Below are 21,111 nucleotides of genomic sequence, written 5' to 3' on the forward strand. Positions count from 1 at the left end.
CCCAGCCGGCCGGCGCCAGGGCGTGATGCCTTGGCGTATCGGCACCATTGGACATTGTCTGGGGATGCACGCGTTTGAGTACCAAGCTGATTACCAAAGAAGGTCATGAAGCGCTGAAAAAAGAGCTGGATTACCTGTGGCGTGAAAAACGTCCGGATACCACCCGCAAGGTGACCTGGGCGGCGTCCCTGGGCGATCGCAGCGAGAATGCGGATTACCAATACAACAAGAAACTGCTGCGTGAGATCGATCGGCGTGTGCGTTACCTGCGCAAGCGCCTGGAAGACATGCGGGTGGTGGAGTACATGCCCGAGCAGGAGGGCAAGGTGTTTTTCGGCGCCTGGGTCGATATCGAAAACGAGCAGGGCGAGACCAAGCGGTTTCGGATCGTCGGCTATGACGAAATTTATGAGCGCATGGATTACATCTCCATCGATTCACCGATGGCCCGGGCGCTGCTGCGCAAGGAGGTCGACGATGAGGCCATGGTGCAGACGCCGACCGGCGAGGTGTGCTGGTGGATTACCGGTATCGAGTATGTGAAGTAAACGCTGGCCGGCACGCCGTCGGGCGTACTGGCCAGCGCAGGGTTCAACCTTCGCGTAATACCGTCAATGGGCTGGCATTCAACGCGCGACGCGTACCGAATACACCCGCGCCGCCGATCAGCACGGCACCGATCACCGGCAGTAGCAACAACCACGGGTGCGGATGCCACGCCAGGTCAAAGGCGTAGCGGTACAGCACCCAGGTTACCAACTCGGTGCCCAGGGCTGCCAGCAGGCCACTGACCGCGCCGAGCAAGCCGAACTCAATCCGCCGCGCCTTGACCAGCAACTTGCGCTCGGCCCCCAGCGCCCGCAGCAGCGCACCCTGGCGAATCCGCTCATCGAGGGTGGCCTGCAGGCCCGAAAACAACACGGCCATGCCCGCCGCCAGCACAAAAAGCAACACGTACTCCACCGCCAGAGTCACTTGGGCGAGGATGCTGCGCAGCTGCTCCAGCAAGGCTTCGACCTGCAGGATGGTGACGGCCGGGAACGCACGGGACAGGTCGACGATCTGCTGGTCATGCCCGGGTGCCAGGTAGAAGCTGGTCAGGTAAGTGGCCGGCAGGTCTTTCAAGGTGCCGGGCTGGAAGATCATGAAGAAGTTGGGCTGGAAATTGTCCCAATTGATGGTTCGCAGGCTCGTGACCCGTGCTTCGCGGTTTTCGCCACCGACGGTGAACACGAGGTGATCATCGAGCTTGAGCTTCAGGCTTTCAGCGACCTTGGCTTCCACCGATACCCCTGGGATGCCATCGCCCGGTTGCTGTGACCACCAAGCGCCTGCGGTGAGGACGTTGCCCGGCGGCAGGTCGGCTGCCCAGGTCAGGCTCAGGTCGCGCTGCACGGCGCGGTCACCACTGGAGTCCTTGCTGACAATCTCCTGCACCGGCTCGCCATTGATGCTGATCAAGCGGCCCGGCACCACCGGGTACAGCGGCGCCGCTTGCGCTTGCAACTCCAGCAGGCGGGCGCCAAAGGCGTCTTTGTCGGCGGGCAGGATGTTCAGGGCGAAATAGTTGGGGGCGTCCTTGGGTAGCTGGTTTTGCCAGGTGTCGAGCAACTCACCGCGCAGCAAGGCGATCAGTCCCATGGACAACAGGATCAAGCCAAACGCCAGGGACTGGCCGGCCGCCGCCAAGGGGTGGCGCAGCAGTTGGCCCAAGCCCAGGCGCCAGGGCAGTGAGGCGCGGGCCAATAGCCGGCGCAGGCTTTGCAATAACAACAGTAGCAGCCCGCCGAGGATCAGCGCGGCCATCACGCCACCACCGAGCAACGCGAAGGTCAGCACCAGGTCGAGGCTCAGCCGCCACATGATCAGGCCCAGGGCGAACAGCGCAGCGCCATATACCATCCAGGTGCTGGAAGGGATCGGCAGCATGTCGCGCCGCAGTACCCGCAGCGGCGGCACACGGCCCAGCGCTGCCAGGGGCGGCAGCGCGAAGCCGGCGAGGGCGACCAGCCCGGTGCCGATACCCGCTACCGCCGGCAGCAGCCCGCCGGGTGGCACGTCGGCCGGCAGCAGGTCATGCAGGAAATAGAACAGGCCAAATTGCGCCAACCAGCCGAGCACGGCGCCGGTGAGACTGGCCAACAGGCCGAGTACGCTCAATTGCAGGCTGAACAGCAACATTGTTTCGCGGCGGGACAAACCCAGGCAGCGCAGCAGCGCGCTGGCATCGAAACGGCGGCTGGCAAAGCGGTTGGCCGACAGCGCCACGGCCACGCCGGCCAGCAGCACGGCTACCAGGCTGGCCATGTTCAGGTAACGCTCGGCCTTGCCCAGGGCGCCGCCGATCTGCTGGTTGCCGTCACGCGAATCCTGCAAGCGCTGGTTGGCGGCAAGGCCGGGCTTCACCAGATCGCGATAGGTTTGCAGCGCCGTGCTGCCCTGGGGCGCACGCCACAGTTCGCGGTAGCTCACGCGACTGCCGGGTTGCACCACGCCGGTGGCATCGAGGTCGGCGAGGTTGATCATCACCCGTGGCGTGAGGCTATAGAAGTTACCGGCGCGGTCGGGCTCGTAGGTCAGAATGTGCGTGAGCCGCAGGGTTTTCATGCCCACGTCGATGCTGTCACCGACTTTGAGGTCCAACGCGGTCAGCAGCCGTGCTTCCACCCAGGCTTCGCCGGGTTTGGGGCCGCCTCCCGCTGTTTCTGTGCCGAAGGGCTCAGTGGCGCTTTTGAGTTCGCCGCGCAACGGGTACTGCTCGTTCACCGCCTTGATGCTGGAGAGTTGGATGCCGTTATCGGTCGCGATAACGCTGGAGAACTCAACAATGCGTGCGTGATCCAGGCCCAGCTCCGTCCCTGACCTTATTTGCTCGGGGCGGGCCGGTGAGCTGCCTTCGAGCACCAGGTCGGCACCGAGGAATTCAGTGGCACGCAACAGCATGGCGCCGTTGAGGCGTGCGCCGAAGTAACCGATGGCGGTACTGGCCGTGACGGCCACCAGCAGGGCGAAAAACAACACGCGCAACTCGCCGGCGCGGGCGTCGCGCAGCAATTGGCGCATGGCAAGGCTGAACAGGCGCAACAGCGGCAAACGTGCCATCAAGGCTCCAGGGGCGCGACCATCAGGCCGGCTTCAAGGCGGATCAGGCGTCGGCAACGGTGGGCCAGGCGCTCGTCATGGGTGACCAGCACCAGGGTCGTGCCGCTCTCTTTGTTGAGTTCGAACAGCAGGTCGCTGATGCGCTCGCCGGTGTGGCTGTCGAGGTTGCCGGTAGGTTCATCGGCAAACAGCACATCCGGTTCGGCGGCAAAGGCCCGGGCGATGGCGACGCGTTGCTGCTCGCCACCGGACAGCTGGCGCGGCGAGTGGGTCAGGCGTTGGCCCAGGCCCACCCGCTCCAGCAGGTGGGTGGCACGCTCGCGGGCGTCTTTGCGCCCGTCCAGTTCCAGCGGCAGCATGACGTTTTCCAGTGCGTTGAGGCTGTCGAGCAGTTGGAATGACTGGAAGACAAAACCCACATGCTCGGCGCGTATGCGCGCACGCTGGTCTTCATCGAGGGTGCTCAAGGCTTGGCCTGCGAGCGTGACTTCACCACTGCTGGGCAGGTCGAGGCCGGCCAGCAGGCCGAGGAGGGTGGATTTGCCGGAACCGGAGCTGCCGACGATAGCCAGGCTATCGCCCTTGTTCAGTTCCAGGCTCAGTTCGTGCAGGATAGTCAGTTCACCTTCCGCGCTGGGAACCACTTTGCTAAGGTTTCGCGCGGTGAGAATGCTTGCGCCCATGGAGAATCCGATGCGAATGTGGTTTTTGAGTGCTGGCCTGGCCTTGATGTGCATGGCCCAGAACGCAGCGGCGGGTACAGTCCTGATCGTTGGCGATAGTATCAGTGCGGGTTTCGGGCTGGATACCAGCAAAGGGTGGGTAGCGTTGCTGGGACAACGGCTCAAGAGCGAAGGTTTCGACGATAAAGTGGTCAATGCCTCCATCAGTGGCGACACCAGTGCCGGAGGCTTGGCGCGGCTGCCGGCGGCGCTTGCAGAGCATAAACCGGATGTGGTTATTCTCGAGTTGGGCGGCAATGATGGCCTGCGTGGGCAGCCGCCTGCGCAATTGAAACAAAATCTTGCGTCGATGATTGATCAGTCCAAGGCCAAGGGCGCCAAGGTGCTGTTGCTGGGCATGCAGTTGCCCCCAAATTATGGCCCTAAATACACCACGGCATTTGCCGAGGTTTACGGTGAGTTGGCCAAGGAAGAAAACATCCCGTTGGTGCCGTTTTTCCTTGAAGGCGTGGGCGGCCATCCCGAGTTGATGCAGGCCGATCAGCTTCACCCAGCCGTCGGTGCACAGGGCAAGTTGCTGGAAAATGTCTGGCCGACGCTAAAACCGCTGTTATGACGCTTTTCTACCGGCAGGCTTTCGGCTAAGGTGGCGCCCCCCCGATCTGGAGCCCCCGATGTCGCGCCCTGCCTGGTCCCTGTTCAACTACCAACTGATCGAGCCTGACGAGCAGCTGGATCTGTTCGCCTGCCAGGAAGTCCGGGTGCATCTGGTCGCGCGTCAACTGGAGTTGGGTGGCTCGATCGACCGCACGCTTTGCGGCACTTTATTGCCGGCGCAACCACGCTGGTCATCGGTCGATCGTGCGATTTTCCAGGACCAGCGCCTGTGCCCGCTGTGCCGGGCAATTCTCGAATCGCAAAAGCGCGGCACGCCGCTGATCTGGCCAGAGCTGCGCTTCGAGTAGCCGCGGGCAGGGTGATGCCTGGATCGCGCTTCACGTATACACTCAGTGTTTTCCTACCCGTCGTTCTGCGAAGGATTTTCCGGATGTTGTCGCGCCTTTCCGTCGTTACCTGCTGCCTGTCTCTTGCTGCCCTGTGTGCAGCCGGTTCGGCGTCAGCCTTGCAGTTGCCCTTGCCCCCGCCGGGTGAAGACATCGTCGGTCAGGTCCAGGTGATCAAGGCCAAGTACGAAGACACCTTTGCCGACTTGGGCACCACCTATGACCTGGGCTATTCGGAAATGGTCGCGGCCAACCCTGGTGTGGATGCCTGGTTGCCGGGTGCGGGCACCGAGATAGTGCTGCCCACGCGGTTCATCCTGCCGCCCGGCCCGCGCGAAGGTATCGTGATTAACCTGGCGGAATACCGGCTTTACTATTACCCCAAGGGCCAGAACGTGGTGTACACCTTCCCGTTGGGCATTGGCCGTGAGGGCTGGGGTTCGCCGGTCGCGCACACCACCATCACCGGCAAGATCCCCAACCCGACCTGGACCCCGCCGGCCTCGATCAAGGCCGAGCACGCCGCCAATGGCGACCCGCTGCCCAATGTAGTGCCGGCCGGGCCGGATAACCCGCTGGGGCCGTTCAAGTTCACCTTGGGCACGCCGGGTTACCTGATCCACGGTTCGAACATGAAATTTGGTATCGGCACGCGTACAAGCCACGGGTGCTTCCGCATGTTCAACAACAACGTGCTGGAGATGGCCGACATGGTGCCGGTCGGCACATCGGTGCGCATCATCAATGATGCCTACAAGTTCGGCAGCAGTGGCGGCAAGGTCTACCTTGAAGCGCATACGCCGCTGAACGACGATGGCACGCCTTCGGTGGTCGACAAGCACACCGCCGTCATCAATGCCCTGCTCAAGCGCGAAGACCTGGCCAACAACTTGCGCGTCAATTGGGATCAGGTGCGTGACGTAGTGGCCGCCGAAGATGGCTTGCCCACCGAGATTGGTGTACCGGGTGCCAATACCCCGGTGGTGTCCAGCACGCCGGTCGATCTGCAGCAATAAGCCTGTTGATCAAAAGCCCGCCAAAGCCTTGCGCTACGGCGGGCTTTTTATTGCGCGGTGTTCAGGGCTGAATTTCAGGCAATAAAAAAGCCGATCCAAGAATGGATCGGCTTGATAACAACCCCGAAGGATTATTACTTGCGGCTTGCTTTTTCAAGCATGCGCAGAGCGCGCTCGTTAGCTTCGTCAGCAGTCTGTTGTGCTTTTTGAGCAGCAGCCAGAGCTTCATCAGCTTTACGGTAGGCTTCGTCTGCACGAGCCTGGGAGCGAGCTGCTGCGTCTTCAGTTGCAGTCAGACGAGCTTCGGTTTCTTTGGAGACGCTGCTGCAACCGGTAGCCAGAACTGCGGCCAGAGCCAGAGCAGAGAATTTCAGAACGTTGTTCATCGTGTTCCCCTTCAAGGACTTTCTATTAAATGGCTACTTTCTCAGGGTGAGCTGATAGCCGGCGTACATACTACTCATTACTTGTAGTAAGTAAACTGACGTAGCGCAAGAAGCAAAAAAAATTCTTGTGCCGTATCTATTTTGGCTAATCTTTTGGAGGTTTGTATAAAAACCGCTCAAGAATTTTCATTTTGTCGGGAACTGGATCCAAGCTGAGAGGTCCGGCCAGCCTGTGTCAGGCTGGGCAAGCAGGTGTAAATTTATATATCTACGATGACACTTTTTTTCACTTGGCCTTTGCCGTGCCCGGCATCTTTTGCGCATGTAGGCGCATCTAGAGGTGACTTTAAGAGCGGCAGTTCGTCTCAAGCTTCAACTGCCGGCAATGTTCAGGCTATCGATCGATCGATTGATCGAAGCCCTTTCTGTAACCACCAGCGGCAGGGGATGACGAGTGCGCCTTGAGCTATTGCAGCATTGGTGCCTACTATTCCCTACGTGCTGGTTGTAAGCGCTATAGGTTTTCTCGTTGTCGAAACCGGCACGGGGTGGCGTAGATGTTCCTTCGCCGGAAAAACATCGGTAAGGTAGGGGTCGAGATCCAAGACCCGCGAGGAGTAGTGATGAGCGAGGCGTTGTCCATCCACCATGACCAGGCTGGTCATCAGTTCGAGACCAATGTGGACGGTCATCGTGCCTATCTGACCTATATGGACCTGGGCAAACAGACCCTGGACATCTATCGCACCTTCGTGCCCAACGCATTGCGCGGGCGTGGCATTGCTGCTGCGCTGACCGAGGAAGCGTTGAAGTTCGCCGAAGAGGCCGGGTACACCGTGATCCCTTCGTGCTCTTACGTAGAGCGCTACATGGAGCGCCATCAGCGCCATGCAGCGAAGCTCTGAATATTGAGTGAGGCGGGACGCGGAGCGTCCATGGCTGCATTCCCACGCAGAGCGTGGGAACGATCAACGCCGGGTTAAGCCCGGCGTTTTTGTGTGCGCAGTTTAAGGTCAGGTGCGTTTGCGCTTAGGCAATACGTCCTTGAGCTTGGCATGCATGCTGCGCAGGGTGGTCTCGGTGGCGGACCAGTCGATGCAGGCATCGGTGATCGACACGCCGTATTGCAGGTCGGCCAGGTCTTTTGGAATCGACTGGCAGCCCCAGTTCAAGTGGCTCTCGACCATCAAGCCGATAATCGACTGGTTGCCTTCAAGAATCTGGTTGGCGACGTTTTCCATCACCAGCGGTTGCAGGGCCGGGTCTTTGTTGGAGTTGGCGTGGCTGCAATCGACCATGATGTTTGGCTTGATCCTGGCCTTGTTCAGCGCCTGTTCGCACAGCGCCACGCTGACCGAATCATAGTTGGGCTTGCCGTTGCCGCCGCGCAATACCACGTGGCCATAAGCGTTGCCCTTGGTGGTGACGATGGACACGCCACCTTCCTGGTTGATACCCAGGAAGCGGTGCGGGCTGGACACCGATTGCAGGGCGTTGATCGCAACCGTCAGGCCGCCATCGGTGCCGTTCTTGAAGCCGACGGCCGAGGACAGGCCGGACGCCATTTCGCGGTGGGTCTGGGACTCGGTGGTGCGTGCGCCGATGGCCGACCAGCTGATCAGGTCCTGCAGGTACTGCGGGGAGATCGGGTCCAGCGCTTCGGTTGCGGTCGGCAGGCCCATTTCGGCCAGGTCCAGCAGCAATTGACGACCGATATGCAAGCCGTCCTGAATCTTGAACGAGTCGTCCAGGTACGGGTCGTTGATCAAACCTTTCCAGCCGACGGTGGTGCGTGGTTTCTCGAAATAGACGCGCATCACCAGGTACAAGGTGTCGGACACTTCAGCCGCCAGCACTTTAAGGCGCTCGGCGTATTCGTGGGCAGCCTTGAGATCGTGGATCGAGCAGGGGCCGATCACTACAAAGAGGCGGTGGTCGGTGCCGTCGAGAATCTCGCGGATGACTTCGCGGCCTTTGGTCACGGTCTGCAGGGCAGCATCGCTCAAAGGGATTTCGCGCTTGAGCTGATCAGGGGTGATCAGGGTCTCGTTGGATTCGACGTTAAGGTCATTGATCGGTAAATCAGCCATCGTGTTACTCGCCAGGGTCACGGGTGCCGGCCGCCAGCTATCCCCGTGCGGCGGGCACAGCATGATTTGAATGCAGGGGGGAGGAACCTTAGCGCGTAACACGGGGCCGCGACAATGGGCAAAGCCGGCTTTAATCCAGCACCGGCGCCACAAAGGTGTCGTGGGCGAACTCACTGGCATGGCGCGAAACCCACTCACGGGCCATGGTCTCGAGCTGGGCAGGGGTTGGCTCGGCGTCTTCATGCAGGCGGCAGTAGCGTTCGATCTGGCACACTTGTTCGCCCATGCGCGCACCGAACAAGGCATGTTCATCGGTAAAGGAGATGCCGATGCGGTAGCCATTGTCGACTTTGCGACACCAGGCCACATAGCCCGGATAACGGGCGCTGGCGCCCAGTGACGGGATGCGCAGATCAACCGCCGTGCCCTGGCGCCAGGCACGCGGGCAATTGCAGGCGACGCCGCCCAGGCCGATAGTGTGCAGGCGTTGGCGGGGAATAGCTGGGGCGGGACGTTGGATTAACTCGACAGCGACATCATCAGGGTGAGGTAAAAAACGACCCATGTACACGGACTCCGAGCACCGTCCAATTGACGGCAGTGGCAGCAGTATAGTGAAGGAACTGGAATTGACCGACCTGGATATTGACCAGCAATTGCTGGGATTGCCAGGTATTTCGCTGCTGGTGTTTACCAGCGTAGGCTGTTCCAGTTGCCGTTGGGCACGCCAGCAACTGCCGGGCTGGACGTTGCCGGTCGAGCGCGTGTGCTGGGTGGACGCCGGGCACAACGGCGGGGCGGTCGAACGCTACCAGATCTTTCATTTGCCTGCGTTGTTCCTCGTGTGCGAGGGTCAATTCCTTGGGCAGTTACAGGCGCGTCTTACCCAGGCCGACCTTACAGACGCGATTAATCAAGCACTTACCCGTACTCCAGAGGATCTGCCATGACAGCACAGTCGCCCCGCATCGGCATTATCGGCACCGGTGCCATCGGTGGTTTCTACGGCCTGATGCTGGCGCGTGCCGGGTTCGATGTGCACTTTCTGTTGCGCAGCGAATATGCGGTGGTCGCCGAGCATGGCCTGCACCTCAACAGTACTTTGCACGGCAAGCTGCACCTGCACCCGGTGCAGGCCTATGCCCAGGCTGCCGATATGCCGGCGTGCGACTGGCTGCTGGTTGGCACCAAGTCCACCGGGAATGTGGAGCTGGCCCCAACCCTTGCCCAGGTCGCTGCACCGGGCGCCAAGGTGGTGCTCCTGCAAAACGGCCTCGATGTCGAAGACAGCCTGCGCGAACACCTGCCAGCGTCGCTGCACCTGTTGGGTGGCCTGTGTTACATCGGCGTGCATCGTTCCGGGCCGGGCGTCGTCGAGCATCAGGCGTTGGGCCGGGTGAATCTTGGCTATCACAGTGGCACGGCGGCCAACGATGAGGCACGCCAGCAAGCCATTGTCGAAGAGGGCGCCGCGCTGTTTCACCAGGCCGGTATCGAATCCCAGGCGATGGCTAATGTGCACCAGGCCCGCTGGCATAAACTGGTCTGGAATGTGCCGTTCAATGGCCTCTCGGTGTTGCTGGGCACCGGCACCAGCGCAATGATGGCCGATGAGTCCAGTCGCGAACTGATCCAGGCCTTGATGACTGAAGTGGTGAAGGGCGCCCACGCCTGTGGCCATGAAATTCCCGGCAGTTACGTCGAGCAAATGCTCACCATGACCGACACGATGGCTGACTACCTGCCCAGCATGTACCACGACCACGTGCATAAACGCCCGCTGGAACTGGCGGCGATCTACGCTCGGCCATTGGCCGCTGCCAAAGCCGCAGGCTGCGAATTGCCACGTATGCAGGCGCTCTACCAGGCCTTGAGTTTTATTGATCGGCGCAACCGCTGATTCGGGGAGAAACACCATGGCGAAAGGATTGGGCGACAAACTGGTGCTGGCGATTTCGTCGCGGGCACTGTTCGACCTGAGCGACAGCCACAAGGTCTACCTGACCGAAGGGGTCGAGGCTTATCGCAAGTACCAGATCGAACACGAGGAAGAAACCCTCGAACCTGGCGACGCCTTCCCGCTGGTCAAGAAGCTGCTGAGCCTCAACGCCAGCCTCGGGCGTGCCCGCGTCGAAGTGGTACTGGTGTCACGCAACAGCGCCGATACCGGTTTGCGCGTGTTCAATTCGATCCAGCATTACGGCCTGGATATTTCCCGCGCCGCTTTCGTCGGTGGGCGTAGCCCCTATCCTTATTTGGCCGCGTTTGGTTGCCATCTGTTTTTGTCCACCCATGCTGAAGATGTGCGCAGTGCCCTGGATGCAGGTTTTGCTGCGGCGACGATTCTGTCCGGCGGCGCGCGCCGGGCATCGAGTGAAGAACTGCGCATTGCATTCGACGGCGATGCGGTGCTGTTTTCCGATGAGTCCGAGCGTGTGTATCAAACCGGTGGGATAGCGGCGTTTCATGCCAGCGAGCGCGAGTCGGCACGCGAGCCTTTGCACGGCGGCCCGTTCAAGGGTTTCCTGGCGGCGCTCAACCTGTTGCAGCGCGAGTTTGCGGACGACGCCTGCCCGATCCGCACCGCCCTGGTCACGGCGCGTTCGGCGCCGTCCCATGAGCGGGTGATTCGCACCTTGCGCGAATGGGACATCCGCCTGGATGAGTCACTGTTCCTTGGCGGCCTGGAAAAATCCGCGTTCCTGGAAGCGTTTGCCGCCGATGTATTTTTCGATGACCAGGCCGGTCATTGTGAGAAAGCCAGGGAGGTGGTGACCACCGGGCATGTGCCCCATGGCATCAGCAATGAGTTGAAAATCCAGACCGAGAGCTAGCTGCTAAGCTCAATCAAACCCCGCCATCCTGGCAGTCCAGGAGGTTCTATGATTCGTTCGATGCTGTATGCCACGGACCTCGGTCTGTATGCGCCGTATGTCATGCAACATGCGCTGGCCCTGGCCCGAACGTTCAAGGCGGATTTGTATGTGATCCATGTGGTCGAGCCGATTGGTTTGTTCGCCGAATCGGTGTTGCAGAGCTACCTTGATGAGAAGGCCCTGAGCGAATGGCAGAGCCAGGGAGTGAACACGGTGATGGCGACCATCGAGCAACGGGTGCTTGACAGTTTTCGCGAGGAGTTGGGGGAGGGCGAGCAAGACTTGCAGTTGATTCGCTCGGTGCGCGTGATCCAGGGGGACCCGTGCGAGGTGATTCTCGACCAGCTGCGTAAACTTTCCGTTGACCTGTTGATCGTAGGTAGTCATAGCCACGCAACCGCGGCTGCCACCCCGCTTGGGCGTACGGCGGCGCGGGTGCTGCAGTTGGCGACAGTGCCGGTTTACATGGTGCCGTCGTTGCAGCGTCGACGCAGTGATGATGCGTGATGGGTAAAAACGATAAAAAGTTCTAGATTTATCTGTCTGACCTTTAATATAGTTATATACCGTCGCTGATACCCGTGGCGTCTATCCGCTTTGAGGGACATATATGAAGCTTCAACAACTGCGCTACATCTGGGAAGTGGCGCACCACGACCTCAACGTTTCCGCTACCGCTCAAAGCCTTTACACCTCGCAACCCGGTATCAGCAAGCAGATCCGCCTGCTCGAAGACGAGCTGGGCGTCGAAGTGTTTGCGCGCAGCGGCAAACACCTGACCCGCGTTACCCCGGCCGGTGAGCGCATCATCACCACCGCCGGCGAGATCCTGCGCAAAGTCGAAAGCATCAAGCAGATCGCCCAGGAATTCTCCAACGAGAAGAAAGGCACCCTGTCGATTGCCACCACCCACACCCAGGCGCGTTATGCCTTGCCGCCGGTGATCCGCGATTTCATCAAGCAATACCCCGATGTGGCCCTGCACATGCACCAGGGTTCGCCGATGCAGATCGCCGAGATGGCCGCTGACGGCACCGTCGATTTCGCCATCGCCACCGAAGCCCTCGAGCTGTTCGGCGACCTGGTGATGATGCCGTGCTACCGCTGGAACCGTTGCGTGGTCGTGCCCCAGGGCCACCCGTTGGCCAAGCTGCCGAAGCTGACCCTCGAAGCCCTGGCTGAATACCCGATTGTCACTTACGTGTTCGGCTTTACCGGCCGTTCCAAGCTTGATGAAGCCTTCAGCCATCGCGGCCTCACGCCGAAAGTGGTGTTCACTGCCGCCGACGCCGACGTGATCAAGACCTACGTGCGCCTGGGCCTGGGCGTGGGCATCGTCGCCAAGATGGCGGTCGACACCAACCTCGATAAGGATCTGGTGGTGCTCGACGCCAGCGAGTTGTTCGAGTCCAGCGTGACCAAGATCGGCTTCCGCCGTGGCACCTTCCTGCGGGGCTTCATGTGCGACTTCATCGAGAAGTTTGCGCCGCACCTGACCCGTGAAGTCATGGCCAAGGCGATCCAGTGCCATAACAAGCAGGAATTGGAAGAGCTGTTTGACGGCGTTGAATTGCCCGTCCACTGAGTGGTTTATCTGGCCTCGGTGACCGTAAAGTGTTGCCGAGCGCCCGCCACCAGAATCTCCACCTCATCGCCTTCGAACTTGCCCATCAGGCTTTTACCCAGGGGCGAGCGCGGGGTGATGACGGTCACCGGCTGGCCCACCACATCCACTTTCAGCCCGGCTGCATCCGGCGCAAGGAACAGCCACTGCTGGCGGCCGTTCTCGTCTTCCAGGCCCAGTAGCGTGCCGACCTCTATCCCGCGTTGATCATCGTAGGCGCGTAGTGGCAGGTTCTGGCAGAGCGTCAGCGATTGCTTGATTTCCTCGACGCGTTTGGCTTGCCCGGCCGCCAGATAAGAAGCTTCCAACCCGAGGGTGTCGTACTTGTTTTCGGCGATATTTTCTTCGTGGGTCGCGGTTTCGTAGGCGGTCTGCGCGGCGCGTTGGGCGATATCCAGGTCCAGGGCGAGTTTGTCCAGGATCAACTGGAGCACGGCGTGTTTATTCATGGTCATCAATCGCAGAATTGCAGGACATTCGCCTTGCTCTTTTCATTGGGCGCGTTCTGGTCTTGTTGCAGCCAGAACTGGCATTTGGGGTTGGACAGGTTGCGCGCATTGTTGCGCGCCTGGTCCAGGGTCTGTTGCTGTTCCTGCTTGCGCAGGTTCTCGGTGTACTGCTCAAACATACGGTTGGGCGGCTCCGGCGTCACAGCGGCCGGTTTGCCCATTTGTTGAACGGCTTGAGCCACCGGCGCCAGGCTTTGCGGGAACAGGTAGCGCGAGGCCAGCCATGCGGTCAGCACAATGGCGATAAACCCCAGCCACAGGCCAAAAGCCACGGCAGCACTGAGCTTGAACAGCGACAACGGACGTTCAGACATGATGGCCTCCTGGCAGGCATTAGTGGCGCAGCGGCGATTGTCGCACAGCCACTGTGCAGAATAATCGCGAACAAGCCTTCTGCATCGGCGCATTTATGCGGACAATCGAGCCTTTGAATGTGGGAGCCCGGAATGAAAGCCCGCTGGGATATTTTTTGCAGCGTCGTCGACAACTACGGCGACATCGGCGTGACCTGGCGCCTGGCCCGGCAATTGGTGGTGGAGCATGGCTGCGAAGTGCGCTTGTGGGTCGATGACCTGCGCGCCTTCGAGCGCATGTGCCCCGAGATCGATGTGCAGTTGGAACAGCAATGGCAAGAGGGCGTCGAAGTGCGCTACTGGCCGGCTGAATGGCCGCAAACACCGTCAGCCGACGTGGTGATCGCCGCCTTCGCTTGCCAGTTGCCGCCCGATTACATGGAAGCCATGGCCGCGTGCGAACGCACGCCCCTGTGGATGAACCTCGATTACCTCAGCGCCGAAGACTGGGTGGTGGGCTGCCACCGCCTGCCGTCGGTAAAATTCAAGGGCGTGCAAAAGTACTTCTTCTTCCCGGGGTTTCGTCCGGGCACGGGTGGGCTGTTACGCGAAGGCGGGTTATTGGAACAGCGTCAGGCATTTCAGCAAGACGGCGCAGCGCAGCAACAATTCCTACGGTCGATAGGCGTAGTTCCGGTAACGGGTGCGCGGCTGATGTCGTTGTTTGCCTATGAAAATGCCGGGCTCGCCAGTTGGCTGGACGTGTTGGCGACGGATGGGCATGCCACTCATCTGCTGGTGCCCGAAGGCCGCATCCTCGGCGATGTGCAGCGCTGGCTCGGCGTCGAGGCGCTGGCGGTGGGCGATGTGCATCAGCGCGAGGCCCTGACCGTGCAGGTGCTGCCGTTCGTGCGCCAGGAACAATATGACCGCCTGCTGTGGTGCTGCGACTTCAACGCCGTGCGCGGCGAAGACTCGTTCGTGCGTGCCCAATGGGCCGGGCGGCCGTTGTTGTGGCACATCTACCGCCAGGACGAAGACATCCACCTGGACAAGCTGGATGCTTTCCTGGCGCTGTACACCGCCGCGTTGTCGCCCGCTGCCAAGGTCGCTGTGGTGACCCTGTGGCAAGCCTGGAACGCTGATGGCGATATGACACAGGCGTGGAAAATGCTCATGGAACACTGGCCGGAGGTGCACCAGCACGCGCAAACCTGGTGTCTGGAACAAGGCTTGCAGGCCGATCTTGCTACGGCGCTGGTACAGTTTTATGAAAGTTGGATATGATACGCCACCTTGATTTTTGTAAATCCCATCCAAATTTCGGATATACGCAATGAAAACTGGTAAAGAGCTGAAACCCGGTACCGTCATCAAGCTCGAAAACGACCCTTGGTTGGTTCAGAAAGCTGAGTTCACCAAGTCTGGTCGTAACAGCGCAATCATGAAGACCAAGCTGAAGAACCTGCTGACCGGTTACAAGACCGAGATCGTCTACAGCGCCGATGACAAACTGGAAGACGTGATCCTCGACCGCAAAGAAGCGACCCTGTCCTTCATCAGCGGCGACACCTACACGTTCATGGACACCACCGACTACACCATGTACGAGCTGAACGCTGAAGATATCGAAGCCGTTCTGCCGTTCATCGAAGAAGGCATGGAAGACGTCTGCGAAGCGATCTTCTTCGAAGACCGTCTGGTTTCCGTAGAGCTGCCGACCACCATCGTGCGTAAAGTTGCCTACACCGAAGGTTCCGCTCGCGGCGACACTTCGGGCAAGGTGATGAAACCTGCCAAACTGGCTAACGGTACCGAGCTGCAAGTTGCTGATTTCATCGAAATCGACGACATGATCGAGATCGACACCCGTGAAGGTGGTTCGTACAAAGGTCGCGCCAAGAAGTAATTCTGGCCAAACCGTACGACAAAAAAAGCCCGACCTAGCGTCGGGCTTTTTTGTGCGCGTCTGTTAATCAGACCGTCACGTGCAGGCGCACATCGACGTTGCCACGGGTAGCGTTGGAGTACGGGCAGACCTGGTGCGCGGCGTCGACCAGGCTTTGCGCCTCGTCTTGTGCCAGGCCCGGCAGGCTGATGTGCAGGTCGATGTCCAGGCCGAAACCGCCGGGGATTTGACCTATGCCGACGTGGGCGGTGATCGAGGCGTCATCCGGGATTTTGCGTTTTGTCTGGCTGGCGACGAATTTCAGCGCGCCGATAAAGCAGGCCGAGTAGCCGGCGGCAAACAGTTGCTCCGGGTTGGTGGCCTGGCCGCCAGCGCCGCCCAGTTCTTTAGGCGTGGAGAGTTTGACGTCGAGGATGTTGTCGCTGGAAACAGCGCGACCATCACGGCCGCCGGTGGCGGTGGCTACTGCGGTATAGAGCGTTTGCATGGTGTCGTCCTCTTGGATTTTTAGCGCTAAATATTTGCGCGCTAAGTAGTTGGTGAGGCGAATATATAACGCTAATATTTAGTGCGCAAGATAAATTTACAAAATATTTGGCTTAACAAAAAAACCGGTGTGGGAGCGGGCTTGCCCGCGATAGCGGTGGATCAATTAGCACATCTGGCGACTGATACACCGCTATCGCGGGCAAGCCCGCTCCCACATTTTTAGATATTTGGTGCTTGGAAAATCGCGTCAGACAGCGCCCTGCAAATTACTACGCAACGCAACCAGATCCGCCTGCAGCTTGCGCAACTGCTCAAGCTGCAAGCCGCTCGCCCCAAGGATGCACTGCGGAATCCCCATCGCCTGGTCCTGCAAGGCACGCCCCGCTTCAGTCAGCTCCACCACCACCACCCGCTCGTCTTCGCGCTTACGGGTGCGGCTGAGCAGGCCTTCGGCCTCCAGGCGCTTGAGCAATGGCGTGAGGGAACCCGGGTCGGTGAGCAGGCGGCTGCTGATTTCTCCGACGGTCAAGCCGTCCTCTTCCCACAGCACCATCATGGCCAGGTACTGCGGGTAGGTCAGGCCAAGGGCTTGCAGCAAGGGCTTGTACACCTTGGTCATCAGCAACGACGTGGAGTGCAGGGCGAAACACAGCTGGTTGTCCAGCATCAGGTTTTCGCACGGGTCGGGATTTTTGCTCATGGGGCTGCCTTAAAAAACGTGTCTGCCCAGGAATCTAGCGGGCAAACCTTTAATGCGCCAGATAATTCTGACGCACCGGTCAGACCAAGCCGCTTTGCAGCGCCAGATCCCATGGCGGCACGGGGCTGAAACGCGATTTGAGGTATTCCAGCAGCAAGCGGCTGCGCGCATTGGGTTGCTGTTCCAGGCGTAACGCGTAGATGCCGGCGGTTTCCGGGCTGGGCAGACCGTTTTCGCAAAACAGTGGCAGCAGCTCGCCGCGCACCAGGTATTCGCTGGCCAGCCACGTTGGCAGATGCGCAATGCCCAGCCCGGCGAGGGCGCCGGACAGCAAGGCTTCGGCATTGTTGGCGCTCATGCGGATTCGGCGCGGCCGGTAGAGAGTACGGCGGCCATCCAGCTCGAAGCGCCAGGCGAACATCGGCGCCAGGCCGTCCCAGTCCAGGCCATCATGCTCGCTCAGTTCGCGTGGGTGGCTCGGCGTGCCATGGCGTTTGAGGTAGGCCGGGCTGGCGCAGGCGATGCGCACAATGCTCGCCAGGGGCGTGGCCACCAGGCGAGTGTCAACGATATGCCCGGCGCGCAGCACCAGATCGACTTTGCCCAGGTGCGCGCCCTGCATATCGACAAAGCTGTCAATCAAGTGCAGGTGCACGTCCAGCCCAGGGTACACGTTCAAAAAGTCGGCAATCACCGGCGCCAAGTGCCGTCGACCAAAGGCGGCGGGGGCGTCCACCCGGATCAGACCTTCCGGCGCATGGCTCAAGGACACAGCCTCGGCGCGGGCCAGTTGCAACTCACTGACAATCCGCCGCGCCCGCTCGGCGAAGGCCAGGCCCGCCGGCGTGGGCACCACCGCGTGGGTGCTGCGCTGGAACAGGCGGCTGCCCACCGAGCTTTCCAGGCTGTCGATGCGCCGCGCCACCGCCGAGGGTGTGAGTGGATGGCGGCGCGCGGCGGCGGAAAAACTGCCGGTCTCCAATACGTCCAGAAACAGGCTCAGTTGATCGGTCAAGGCATTGGGGTTCATGGGCAGTCGCTTATGCGAGATTGGCACAGCCATTGTGCGTTGCTGTGCGTTTCCACGCTAGAGCCGACTGCGTAGCATGCAAGGCCTGGGCTTCTGGAGTGGTGAGCTGTGGTGGATTTGGCAATGTATCTGGTATTGGGCGCGGCGCTCGGCACGGTCGGCGGCTTGTTTGGCATTGGTGGCGGGCTGATCGCAATCCCGGTGCTGGGGGTGCTGTTTGGCCTGGATCAACAGATTGCCCAAGGCACGGCCTTGGTGATGGTCGTGCCCAACGTGATGCTGGCCTTGTGGCGTTATCACCAGCGCAACCGGATTGAATTACGTCACGCGTTGCCGTTGGGGGTCATGGGTTTCAGCTTTGCCTGGCTCGGTTCGATCTGGGCGGTGGGCCTGGACGCCGGGGCCATGCGTATTGGCTTCATCGCGTTTTTGCTGGCGCTGGCGGCGTACAACCTGCTGCGCCTGTTCACCCGCAATGCACCGCCGACTGCGCAAATGCGTTATTCCTGGCCATGGCTTGGGGTGTTGGGTGCCGCGTCCGGTTCCATGGGTGGTTTGTTTGGCGTGGGCGGTGCGGTGGTTGCCACACCGGTGCTGACCAGCGTGTTCGGCACCACCCAGGTGGTTGCGCAAGGCTTGTCGCTGGCCCTGGCATTGCCGAGCACTGGCGTGACGCTGGTTACCTACGCCTGGCACCATGAGGTGGACTGGATGATCGGCGTGCCGCTGGCGGTGGGCGGCCTGCTGAGCATCAGTTGGGGCGTGAAAGTCGCCCACGCGCTGCCGGAGCGCGTGTTGCGCGGGCTGTTCTGTGGCTTTCTGGCCGTGTGTGCGGTGATGTTGACCTTTAAAGTCTGAAGCCTTCGACGATGTATTGCGCCAGGCATTCGGTGATCGGCGAGGTCATCGCCGGGTTGCGCAACAAGTGCAGGTTCATCGAGGGCAGCGGCGGAAAGCCCTCGTCGCTGCCCAGAATTCGCAGGTCGTCGGTCACCAGGCTTTCCATGCACACCATCACTGCCAGCCCCGCGTTAACCACCGCCTGGATCGCCGCCACGTTAGAGCTGTGGTACGCCATACGATAATCACGCCCGGCCGCATCCAGCGCTGTACGGGTCCACTGGTAGTAAAGGCAGTCCGTACCGGAACCTGCCAAAGGCAGTGTCTCGTGCTCGTCCGGACAGAAGCACGGCGCGGCAGCCCACACCATGCGCTCGGTGCGCAACAACTCGCCAATATCGTTGCCGGGCTCACGGCTGATGACCGTCAGCGCCAAGTCTCTGCGCGGCAGCAATACCGATGACGACTCGCAATGCATCTCGAGCTGGATCAGCGGGTAGGCCTTGGAAAACTGTTTGAGAATGCCCGGCAGAAAGCGCATCACGTAGTCATCCGGCGTGCCGATGCGCACCAATCCGACCATATGCGGCTCGCGCAGGGTGTTGAACACCTCGCTGTGCAGTTTCAGGATGCGCCGTGCATAACCCAGTAATACCTGACCTTCCGGCGTGAGCCTTACCTGTCGGCCATCACGCTCGAACAGCTTGCGCTGCAGCACGTCTTCTTCCAGGCGCTTCATCTGCATGCTCACCGCCGATTGCGTGCGGTTGACCAACTCGCCTGCGCGGGTAAAGCCGCCCTGGTCGGCGATGGCGACGAAGGTGCGCAGCACTTCGGTGTCGATGCTGGGGTAGCCGGACAATTGATCAATCTCCGAGATGTGTTGCATAAGAAACATTCGTTGGATTGATCATAAGGCCAGGCACACACTTGCGCCATCCCCACTGGAGGGCGAGAAGATGAAAGGTCAAAGAGGTTTTGTGTTGTTGGGCAAGCGCCCGTTTTCCGGGCTGTTGCGCACGGTTGCCCGTTGGCAGGCGCTGCATGAAGAGCGCCACACCCTGGCAAGCCTGAGCGATGAAGCGCTTAAAGACATCGGGCTCAATCGCGGCGATGTCGAGCAGGAGCGTCACCTGCATTTCTGGCAAGACCCGCTGCGAAAATAAGCCGGGATGCAGTAGGGTGGTCGGTGAGCCCACACGGAGAGAACCATGCCCGCCGACCTGTCCTTTTCCCTCAAGCAAGCGCGTCGCATGGCACTGGCGGCCCAGGGTTTTTCCGGGCGCCAGGCGCCAGCCTTGATCAAGGCTGCGCACCTCAACCGGATGATCGAGCGGTTGGGCGTATTACAAATCGACTCGGTCAATGCAGTGGTGCGTTCGCATTACCTGCCGCTGTTTTCGCGGCTGGGCAATTACTCCCCGTTGATCCTTGAACACGCTGCCTGGAGCCAGGGGCGGCGACGCTCGTTGTTTGAGTATTGGGGCCATGAGGCCTCTTTGCTGCCCATGGCGCTGTACCCGTTGATGCGCTGGCGCATGGAGCGAGCGAAGTTGGGGCAGGGCATTTATTCGCAGATGGCACGCTTTGGGCGTGAGCAGCAGGCCACTATCCAGCGTGTGCTGCACACCGTTGAGCAGCAGGGCGCATTGGGCGCGGGCAGCTTGTCTACCCGCGAGGAGCGTGCCGGCCCTTGGTGGGATTGGAGTGATGAAAAACACGCGCTGGAATGGTTGTTCGCTGCCGGTTTGGTCACCGTCGCGGGGCGGCGTGGTTTTGAGCGACTTTATGATTTGCCGGAACGGGTCATTCCTGCCGACATGCTTCAAGTGTCTGTGAGCGAAGCCGAGGCTCAGCGCGGTTTGCTGCTGCACAGCGCGACCGCATTGGGCGTCGCCACCGAAAAAGATCTGCGCGACTATTTCCGCCTGGCCCCCGCCGACAGCCGTGGGCGTCTGGCCGAGTTGGTCGAAGATGGGCAATTGCAGGTGTGCCAGGTACAAGGCTGGAAACAGCCAGCGTACTGCCTGCCGGAACCGAAAGTGCCGCGCAAAGTGCCGGCAAGCGCTTTGCTGTCACCGTTCGATTCATTGATCTGGGAGCGCAGCCGCACCGAGCGTCTGTTTGATTTTCGTTACCGGCTTGAGATCTACACGCCGCAAGACAAACGGGTATACGGCTATTACGTGCTGCCGTTTTTGCACAACGAGCGGATCGCCGCCCGCGTCGACCTGCGCGCCGAACGCGCGAATGGGCGCCTGGCAGTGCATGCGGTGCATGAGGAGGAGCCGGGGCTGGATGAGGAAGGGATGCAGGCGTTGGCGCTCAATCTGCGGCATATGGCGCACTGGCTTGGGCTGGAACAGGTGCAGCTCAACTGCCAGCGGCCGAGTGCGGCGCGGCTAAGGGTGGCGATGTTGCAAATATGAGTTTTCGAGGGATCTTGTGGCGAGCGGGCTTGCCCCGCGTTGGGCTGCGAAGCAGCCCCATTACAAACACCTCGGTATATCTGGAAGAACGGGGTGGATGGTTTTAGGGTGGCTTCGCCACCCAACGCGGG

General features: G+C 60.6%; 26 protein-coding genes. 15 read left to right on the plus strand and 11 right to left on the minus strand.

All coding sequences use genetic code 11. The features are described 5' to 3' along the window. Positions 1 to 74 precede the first annotated feature (74 nt). A complete protein-coding gene (greB, locus tag K0H48_RS14950; RefSeq protein ID WP_056857197.1) occupies positions 75 to 548 on the plus strand; it encodes a transcription elongation factor GreB in 474 nt (157 codons plus the stop codon). Positions 549 to 591: 43 nt separating this feature from the next. Here greB and K0H48_RS14955 read toward each other — a convergent pair whose 3' ends face one another. Together K0H48_RS14955 and K0H48_RS14960 are read right to left on the minus strand one after the other, a co-directional pair. After that, a complete protein-coding gene (locus tag K0H48_RS14955) occupies positions 592 to 3,102 on the minus strand; it encodes an ABC transporter permease (RefSeq protein WP_219268069.1) in 2,511 nt (836 codons plus the stop codon). Further along, complete coding sequence (locus K0H48_RS14960; RefSeq protein ID WP_017136140.1) at positions 3,102 to 3,785, minus strand: ABC transporter ATP-binding protein; 684 nt, start codon at positions 3,783 to 3,785, stop codon at positions 3,102 to 3,104. Before K0H48_RS14960 ends, K0H48_RS14955 begins: the two co-directional genes overlap by 1 nt. Positions 3,786 to 3,795: 10 nt before the next feature. Between K0H48_RS14960 and K0H48_RS14965 the strand changes: the two genes are divergently transcribed. From K0H48_RS14965 to K0H48_RS14975, 3 genes are all read left to right on the plus strand, one after another. Continuing rightward, a complete protein-coding gene (locus K0H48_RS14965; RefSeq protein WP_219268070.1) occupies positions 3,796 to 4,401 on the plus strand; it encodes an arylesterase in 606 nt (201 codons plus the stop codon). A 58-nt stretch (positions 4,402 to 4,459) separates the two neighbouring features. After that, positions 4,460 to 4,750: a hypothetical protein gene (locus K0H48_RS14970; RefSeq protein WP_017136142.1), complete on the plus strand. Its 291-nt coding sequence runs from the start codon at positions 4,460 to 4,462 to the stop codon at positions 4,748 to 4,750. 83 nt (positions 4,751 to 4,833) lie between these two features. Continuing rightward, on the plus strand, positions 4,834 to 5,805 hold the full coding sequence (locus tag K0H48_RS14975) for a L,D-transpeptidase family protein (RefSeq protein WP_219268071.1): 972 nt from the start codon (positions 4,834 to 4,836) through the stop codon (positions 5,803 to 5,805). 134 nt (positions 5,806 to 5,939) lie between these two features. Here K0H48_RS14975 and oprI read toward each other — a convergent pair whose 3' ends face one another. Beyond that, positions 5,940 to 6,191, minus strand: coding sequence for an outer membrane lipoprotei OprI (gene oprI, locus K0H48_RS14980; RefSeq protein WP_003172710.1), 252 nt, complete (start codon positions 6,189 to 6,191; stop codon positions 5,940 to 5,942). Positions 6,192 to 6,814: 623 nt separating this feature from the next. On the opposite strand from oprI, the gene K0H48_RS14985 reads away from it, so the two are divergent. Continuing rightward, the gene (locus tag K0H48_RS14985; protein ID WP_003189869.1) at positions 6,815 to 7,096 is read left to right on the plus strand and encodes a GNAT family N-acetyltransferase; all 282 of its coding nucleotides are present in this window, start codon (positions 6,815 to 6,817) and stop codon (positions 7,094 to 7,096) included. 108 nt (positions 7,097 to 7,204) lie between these two features. Here the strand turns inward: K0H48_RS14985 and K0H48_RS14990 are convergent, their stop codons facing one another. After that, entirely contained in the window at positions 7,205 to 8,281 is a 1,077-nt protein-coding gene (locus K0H48_RS14990) for a 3-deoxy-7-phosphoheptulonate synthase (protein ID WP_138816108.1), read from the minus strand. Positions 8,282 to 8,411: 130 nt separating this feature from the next. Continuing rightward, entirely contained in the window at positions 8,412 to 8,846 is a 435-nt protein-coding gene (locus tag K0H48_RS14995) for a PilZ domain-containing protein (RefSeq protein WP_170038969.1), read from the minus strand. Between K0H48_RS14995 and K0H48_RS15000 the strand changes: the two genes are divergently transcribed. From K0H48_RS15000 to cysB, 5 genes are all read left to right on the plus strand, one after another. Further along, positions 8,845 to 9,231, plus strand: coding sequence for a thioredoxin (locus K0H48_RS15000; protein WP_219268072.1), 387 nt, complete (start codon positions 8,845 to 8,847; stop codon positions 9,229 to 9,231). The genes K0H48_RS14995 and K0H48_RS15000 overlap by 2 nt on opposite strands. Continuing rightward, positions 9,228 to 10,181 carry a putative 2-dehydropantoate 2-reductase gene (locus tag K0H48_RS15005; RefSeq protein ID WP_219268073.1) on the plus strand — a complete coding sequence of 318 codons (954 nt, stop codon included), beginning with the start codon at positions 9,228 to 9,230 and terminating at the stop codon, positions 10,179 to 10,181. The genes K0H48_RS15000 and K0H48_RS15005 overlap by 4 nt, the downstream gene beginning before the upstream one ends. A 16-nt stretch (positions 10,182 to 10,197) precedes the next feature. After that, on the plus strand, positions 10,198 to 11,115 hold the full coding sequence (locus K0H48_RS15010; protein ID WP_219268074.1) for a 5'-nucleotidase: 918 nt from the start codon (positions 10,198 to 10,200) through the stop codon (positions 11,113 to 11,115). Between the two features lie 48 nt (positions 11,116 to 11,163). Next, positions 11,164 to 11,664: a universal stress protein gene (locus K0H48_RS15015; protein WP_219268075.1), complete on the plus strand. Its 501-nt coding sequence runs from the start codon at positions 11,164 to 11,166 to the stop codon at positions 11,662 to 11,664. A 103-nt stretch (positions 11,665 to 11,767) separates the two neighbouring features. Continuing rightward, positions 11,768 to 12,742: an HTH-type transcriptional regulator CysB gene (cysB, locus tag K0H48_RS15020; protein WP_003189876.1), complete on the plus strand. Its 975-nt coding sequence runs from the start codon at positions 11,768 to 11,770 to the stop codon at positions 12,740 to 12,742. 5 nt (positions 12,743 to 12,747) lie between these two features. Here cysB and K0H48_RS15025 read toward each other — a convergent pair whose 3' ends face one another. Together K0H48_RS15025 and K0H48_RS15030 are read right to left on the minus strand one after the other, a co-directional pair. After that, entirely contained in the window at positions 12,748 to 13,230 is a 483-nt protein-coding gene (locus tag K0H48_RS15025; protein ID WP_138816102.1) for a GreA/GreB family elongation factor, read from the minus strand. A gap of 5 nt (positions 13,231 to 13,235) precedes the next feature. Then, the gene (locus tag K0H48_RS15030; RefSeq protein ID WP_219268076.1) at positions 13,236 to 13,604 is read right to left on the minus strand and encodes a hypothetical protein; all 369 of its coding nucleotides are present in this window, start codon (positions 13,602 to 13,604) and stop codon (positions 13,236 to 13,238) included. A gap of 132 nt (positions 13,605 to 13,736) precedes the next feature. On the opposite strand from K0H48_RS15030, the gene earP reads away from it, so the two are divergent. Continuing rightward, positions 13,737 to 14,870 carry an elongation factor P maturation arginine rhamnosyltransferase EarP gene (earP, locus tag K0H48_RS15035; RefSeq protein ID WP_219268077.1) on the plus strand — a complete coding sequence of 378 codons (1,134 nt, stop codon included), beginning with the start codon at positions 13,737 to 13,739 and terminating at the stop codon, positions 14,868 to 14,870. 49 nt (positions 14,871 to 14,919) lie between these two features. Further along, the gene (locus K0H48_RS15040) at positions 14,920 to 15,492 is read left to right on the plus strand and encodes an elongation factor P (protein ID WP_053255151.1); all 573 of its coding nucleotides are present in this window, start codon (positions 14,920 to 14,922) and stop codon (positions 15,490 to 15,492) included. A 67-nt stretch (positions 15,493 to 15,559) separates the two neighbouring features. On the opposite strand, the gene K0H48_RS15045 is transcribed toward K0H48_RS15040, so the two are convergent. From K0H48_RS15045 to K0H48_RS15055, 3 genes are all read right to left on the minus strand, one after another. Then, positions 15,560 to 15,979 carry an organic hydroperoxide resistance protein gene (locus K0H48_RS15045; RefSeq protein ID WP_056857183.1) on the minus strand — a complete coding sequence of 140 codons (420 nt, stop codon included), beginning with the start codon at positions 15,977 to 15,979 and terminating at the stop codon, positions 15,560 to 15,562. Positions 15,980 to 16,228: 249 nt separating this feature from the next. Then, positions 16,229 to 16,681 carry a MarR family winged helix-turn-helix transcriptional regulator gene (locus K0H48_RS15050; protein ID WP_219268078.1) on the minus strand — a complete coding sequence of 151 codons (453 nt, stop codon included), beginning with the start codon at positions 16,679 to 16,681 and terminating at the stop codon, positions 16,229 to 16,231. Positions 16,682 to 16,760: 79 nt separating this feature from the next. Further along, positions 16,761 to 17,711, minus strand: coding sequence for a LysR family transcriptional regulator (locus tag K0H48_RS15055; protein ID WP_219268079.1), 951 nt, complete (start codon positions 17,709 to 17,711; stop codon positions 16,761 to 16,763). 108 nt (positions 17,712 to 17,819) lie between these two features. Here K0H48_RS15055 and K0H48_RS15060 point away from each other — a divergent pair, with 108 nt between their 5' ends. Further along, positions 17,820 to 18,569 carry a sulfite exporter TauE/SafE family protein gene (locus tag K0H48_RS15060; RefSeq protein ID WP_138816097.1) on the plus strand — a complete coding sequence of 250 codons (750 nt, stop codon included), beginning with the start codon at positions 17,820 to 17,822 and terminating at the stop codon, positions 18,567 to 18,569. Here the strand turns inward: K0H48_RS15060 and K0H48_RS15065 are convergent. Further along, on the minus strand, positions 18,559 to 19,440 hold the full coding sequence (locus tag K0H48_RS15065) for a LysR family transcriptional regulator (RefSeq protein WP_219268080.1): 882 nt from the start codon (positions 19,438 to 19,440) through the stop codon (positions 18,559 to 18,561). The two genes, K0H48_RS15060 and K0H48_RS15065, sit on opposite strands and share 11 nt — an antisense overlap. A gap of 70 nt (positions 19,441 to 19,510) precedes the next feature. Between K0H48_RS15065 and K0H48_RS15070 the strand changes: the two genes are divergently transcribed. Both K0H48_RS15070 and K0H48_RS15075 read left to right on the plus strand, forming a co-directional pair. Then, on the plus strand, positions 19,511 to 19,717 hold the full coding sequence (locus K0H48_RS15070) for a DUF1127 domain-containing protein (protein ID WP_056857178.1): 207 nt from the start codon (positions 19,511 to 19,513) through the stop codon (positions 19,715 to 19,717). Positions 19,718 to 19,762: 45 nt separating this feature from the next. Further along, positions 19,763 to 20,980 (plus strand): winged helix-turn-helix domain-containing protein, encoded by a 1,218-nt coding sequence (locus K0H48_RS15075; protein ID WP_219268082.1) that lies wholly within the window; start codon positions 19,763 to 19,765, stop codon positions 20,978 to 20,980. Positions 20,981 to 21,111 lie beyond the last annotated feature (131 nt).

Source organism: Pseudomonas sp. Xaverov 259 (genome assembly GCF_019352915.1).
Taxonomy (GTDB): Bacteria; Pseudomonadota; Gammaproteobacteria; order Pseudomonadales; family Pseudomonadaceae; genus Aquipseudomonas.

Bases quoted from the DNA above. Each gene is read 5' to 3' on its own strand.
- K0H48_RS14970 (WP_017136142.1), top strand. From the start codon at position 4,460: ATGTCGCGCCCTGCCTGGTCCCTGTTCAACTACCAACTGATCGAGCCT.
- K0H48_RS15040 (WP_053255151.1), top strand. From the start codon at position 14,920: ATGAAAACTGGTAAAGAGCTGAAACCCGGTACCGTCATCAAGCTCGAA.
- K0H48_RS15050 (WP_219268078.1), bottom strand. From the start codon at position 16,681: ATGAGCAAAAATCCCGACCCGTGCGAAAACCTGATGCTGGACAACCAG.
- earP (WP_219268077.1), top strand. From the start codon at position 13,737: ATGAAAGCCCGCTGGGATATTTTTTGCAGCGTCGTCGACAACTACGGC.
- K0H48_RS15000 (WP_219268072.1), top strand. From the start codon at position 8,845: ATGTACACGGACTCCGAGCACCGTCCAATTGACGGCAGTGGCAGCAGT.
- K0H48_RS15025 (WP_138816102.1), bottom strand. From the start codon at position 13,230: ATGAATAAACACGCCGTGCTCCAGTTGATCCTGGACAAACTCGCCCTG.
- cysB (WP_003189876.1), top strand. From the start codon at position 11,768: ATGAAGCTTCAACAACTGCGCTACATCTGGGAAGTGGCGCACCACGAC.
- K0H48_RS15030 (WP_219268076.1), bottom strand. From the start codon at position 13,604: ATGTCTGAACGTCCGTTGTCGCTGTTCAAGCTCAGTGCTGCCGTGGCT.
- K0H48_RS15045 (WP_056857183.1), bottom strand. From the start codon at position 15,979: ATGCAAACGCTCTATACCGCAGTAGCCACCGCCACCGGCGGCCGTGAT.
- K0H48_RS14990 (WP_138816108.1), bottom strand. From the start codon at position 8,281: ATGGCTGATTTACCGATCAATGACCTTAACGTCGAATCCAACGAGACC.
- K0H48_RS15015 (WP_219268075.1), top strand. From the start codon at position 11,164: ATGATTCGTTCGATGCTGTATGCCACGGACCTCGGTCTGTATGCGCCG.
- K0H48_RS15070 (WP_056857178.1), top strand. From the start codon at position 19,511: ATGAAAGGTCAAAGAGGTTTTGTGTTGTTGGGCAAGCGCCCGTTTTCC.
- K0H48_RS14975 (WP_219268071.1), top strand. From the start codon at position 4,834: ATGTTGTCGCGCCTTTCCGTCGTTACCTGCTGCCTGTCTCTTGCTGCC.
- K0H48_RS15055 (WP_219268079.1), bottom strand. From the start codon at position 17,711: ATGAACCCCAATGCCTTGACCGATCAACTGAGCCTGTTTCTGGACGTA.
- K0H48_RS15065 (WP_219268080.1), bottom strand. From the start codon at position 19,440: ATGCAACACATCTCGGAGATTGATCAATTGTCCGGCTACCCCAGCATC.
- oprI (WP_003172710.1), bottom strand. From the start codon at position 6,191: ATGAACAACGTTCTGAAATTCTCTGCTCTGGCTCTGGCCGCAGTTCTG.
- K0H48_RS14995 (WP_170038969.1), bottom strand. From the start codon at position 8,846: ATGGGTCGTTTTTTACCTCACCCTGATGATGTCGCTGTCGAGTTAATC.
- K0H48_RS14960 (WP_017136140.1), bottom strand. From the start codon at position 3,785: ATGGGCGCAAGCATTCTCACCGCGCGAAACCTTAGCAAAGTGGTTCCC.
- K0H48_RS15010 (WP_219268074.1), top strand. From the start codon at position 10,198: ATGGCGAAAGGATTGGGCGACAAACTGGTGCTGGCGATTTCGTCGCGG.
- K0H48_RS15005 (WP_219268073.1), top strand. From the start codon at position 9,228: ATGACAGCACAGTCGCCCCGCATCGGCATTATCGGCACCGGTGCCATC.
- K0H48_RS15075 (WP_219268082.1), top strand. From the start codon at position 19,763: ATGCCCGCCGACCTGTCCTTTTCCCTCAAGCAAGCGCGTCGCATGGCA.
- K0H48_RS14955 (WP_219268069.1), bottom strand. From the start codon at position 3,102: ATGGCACGTTTGCCGCTGTTGCGCCTGTTCAGCCTTGCCATGCGCCAA.
- K0H48_RS14985 (WP_003189869.1), top strand. From the start codon at position 6,815: ATGAGCGAGGCGTTGTCCATCCACCATGACCAGGCTGGTCATCAGTTC.
- K0H48_RS14965 (WP_219268070.1), top strand. From the start codon at position 3,796: ATGCGAATGTGGTTTTTGAGTGCTGGCCTGGCCTTGATGTGCATGGCC.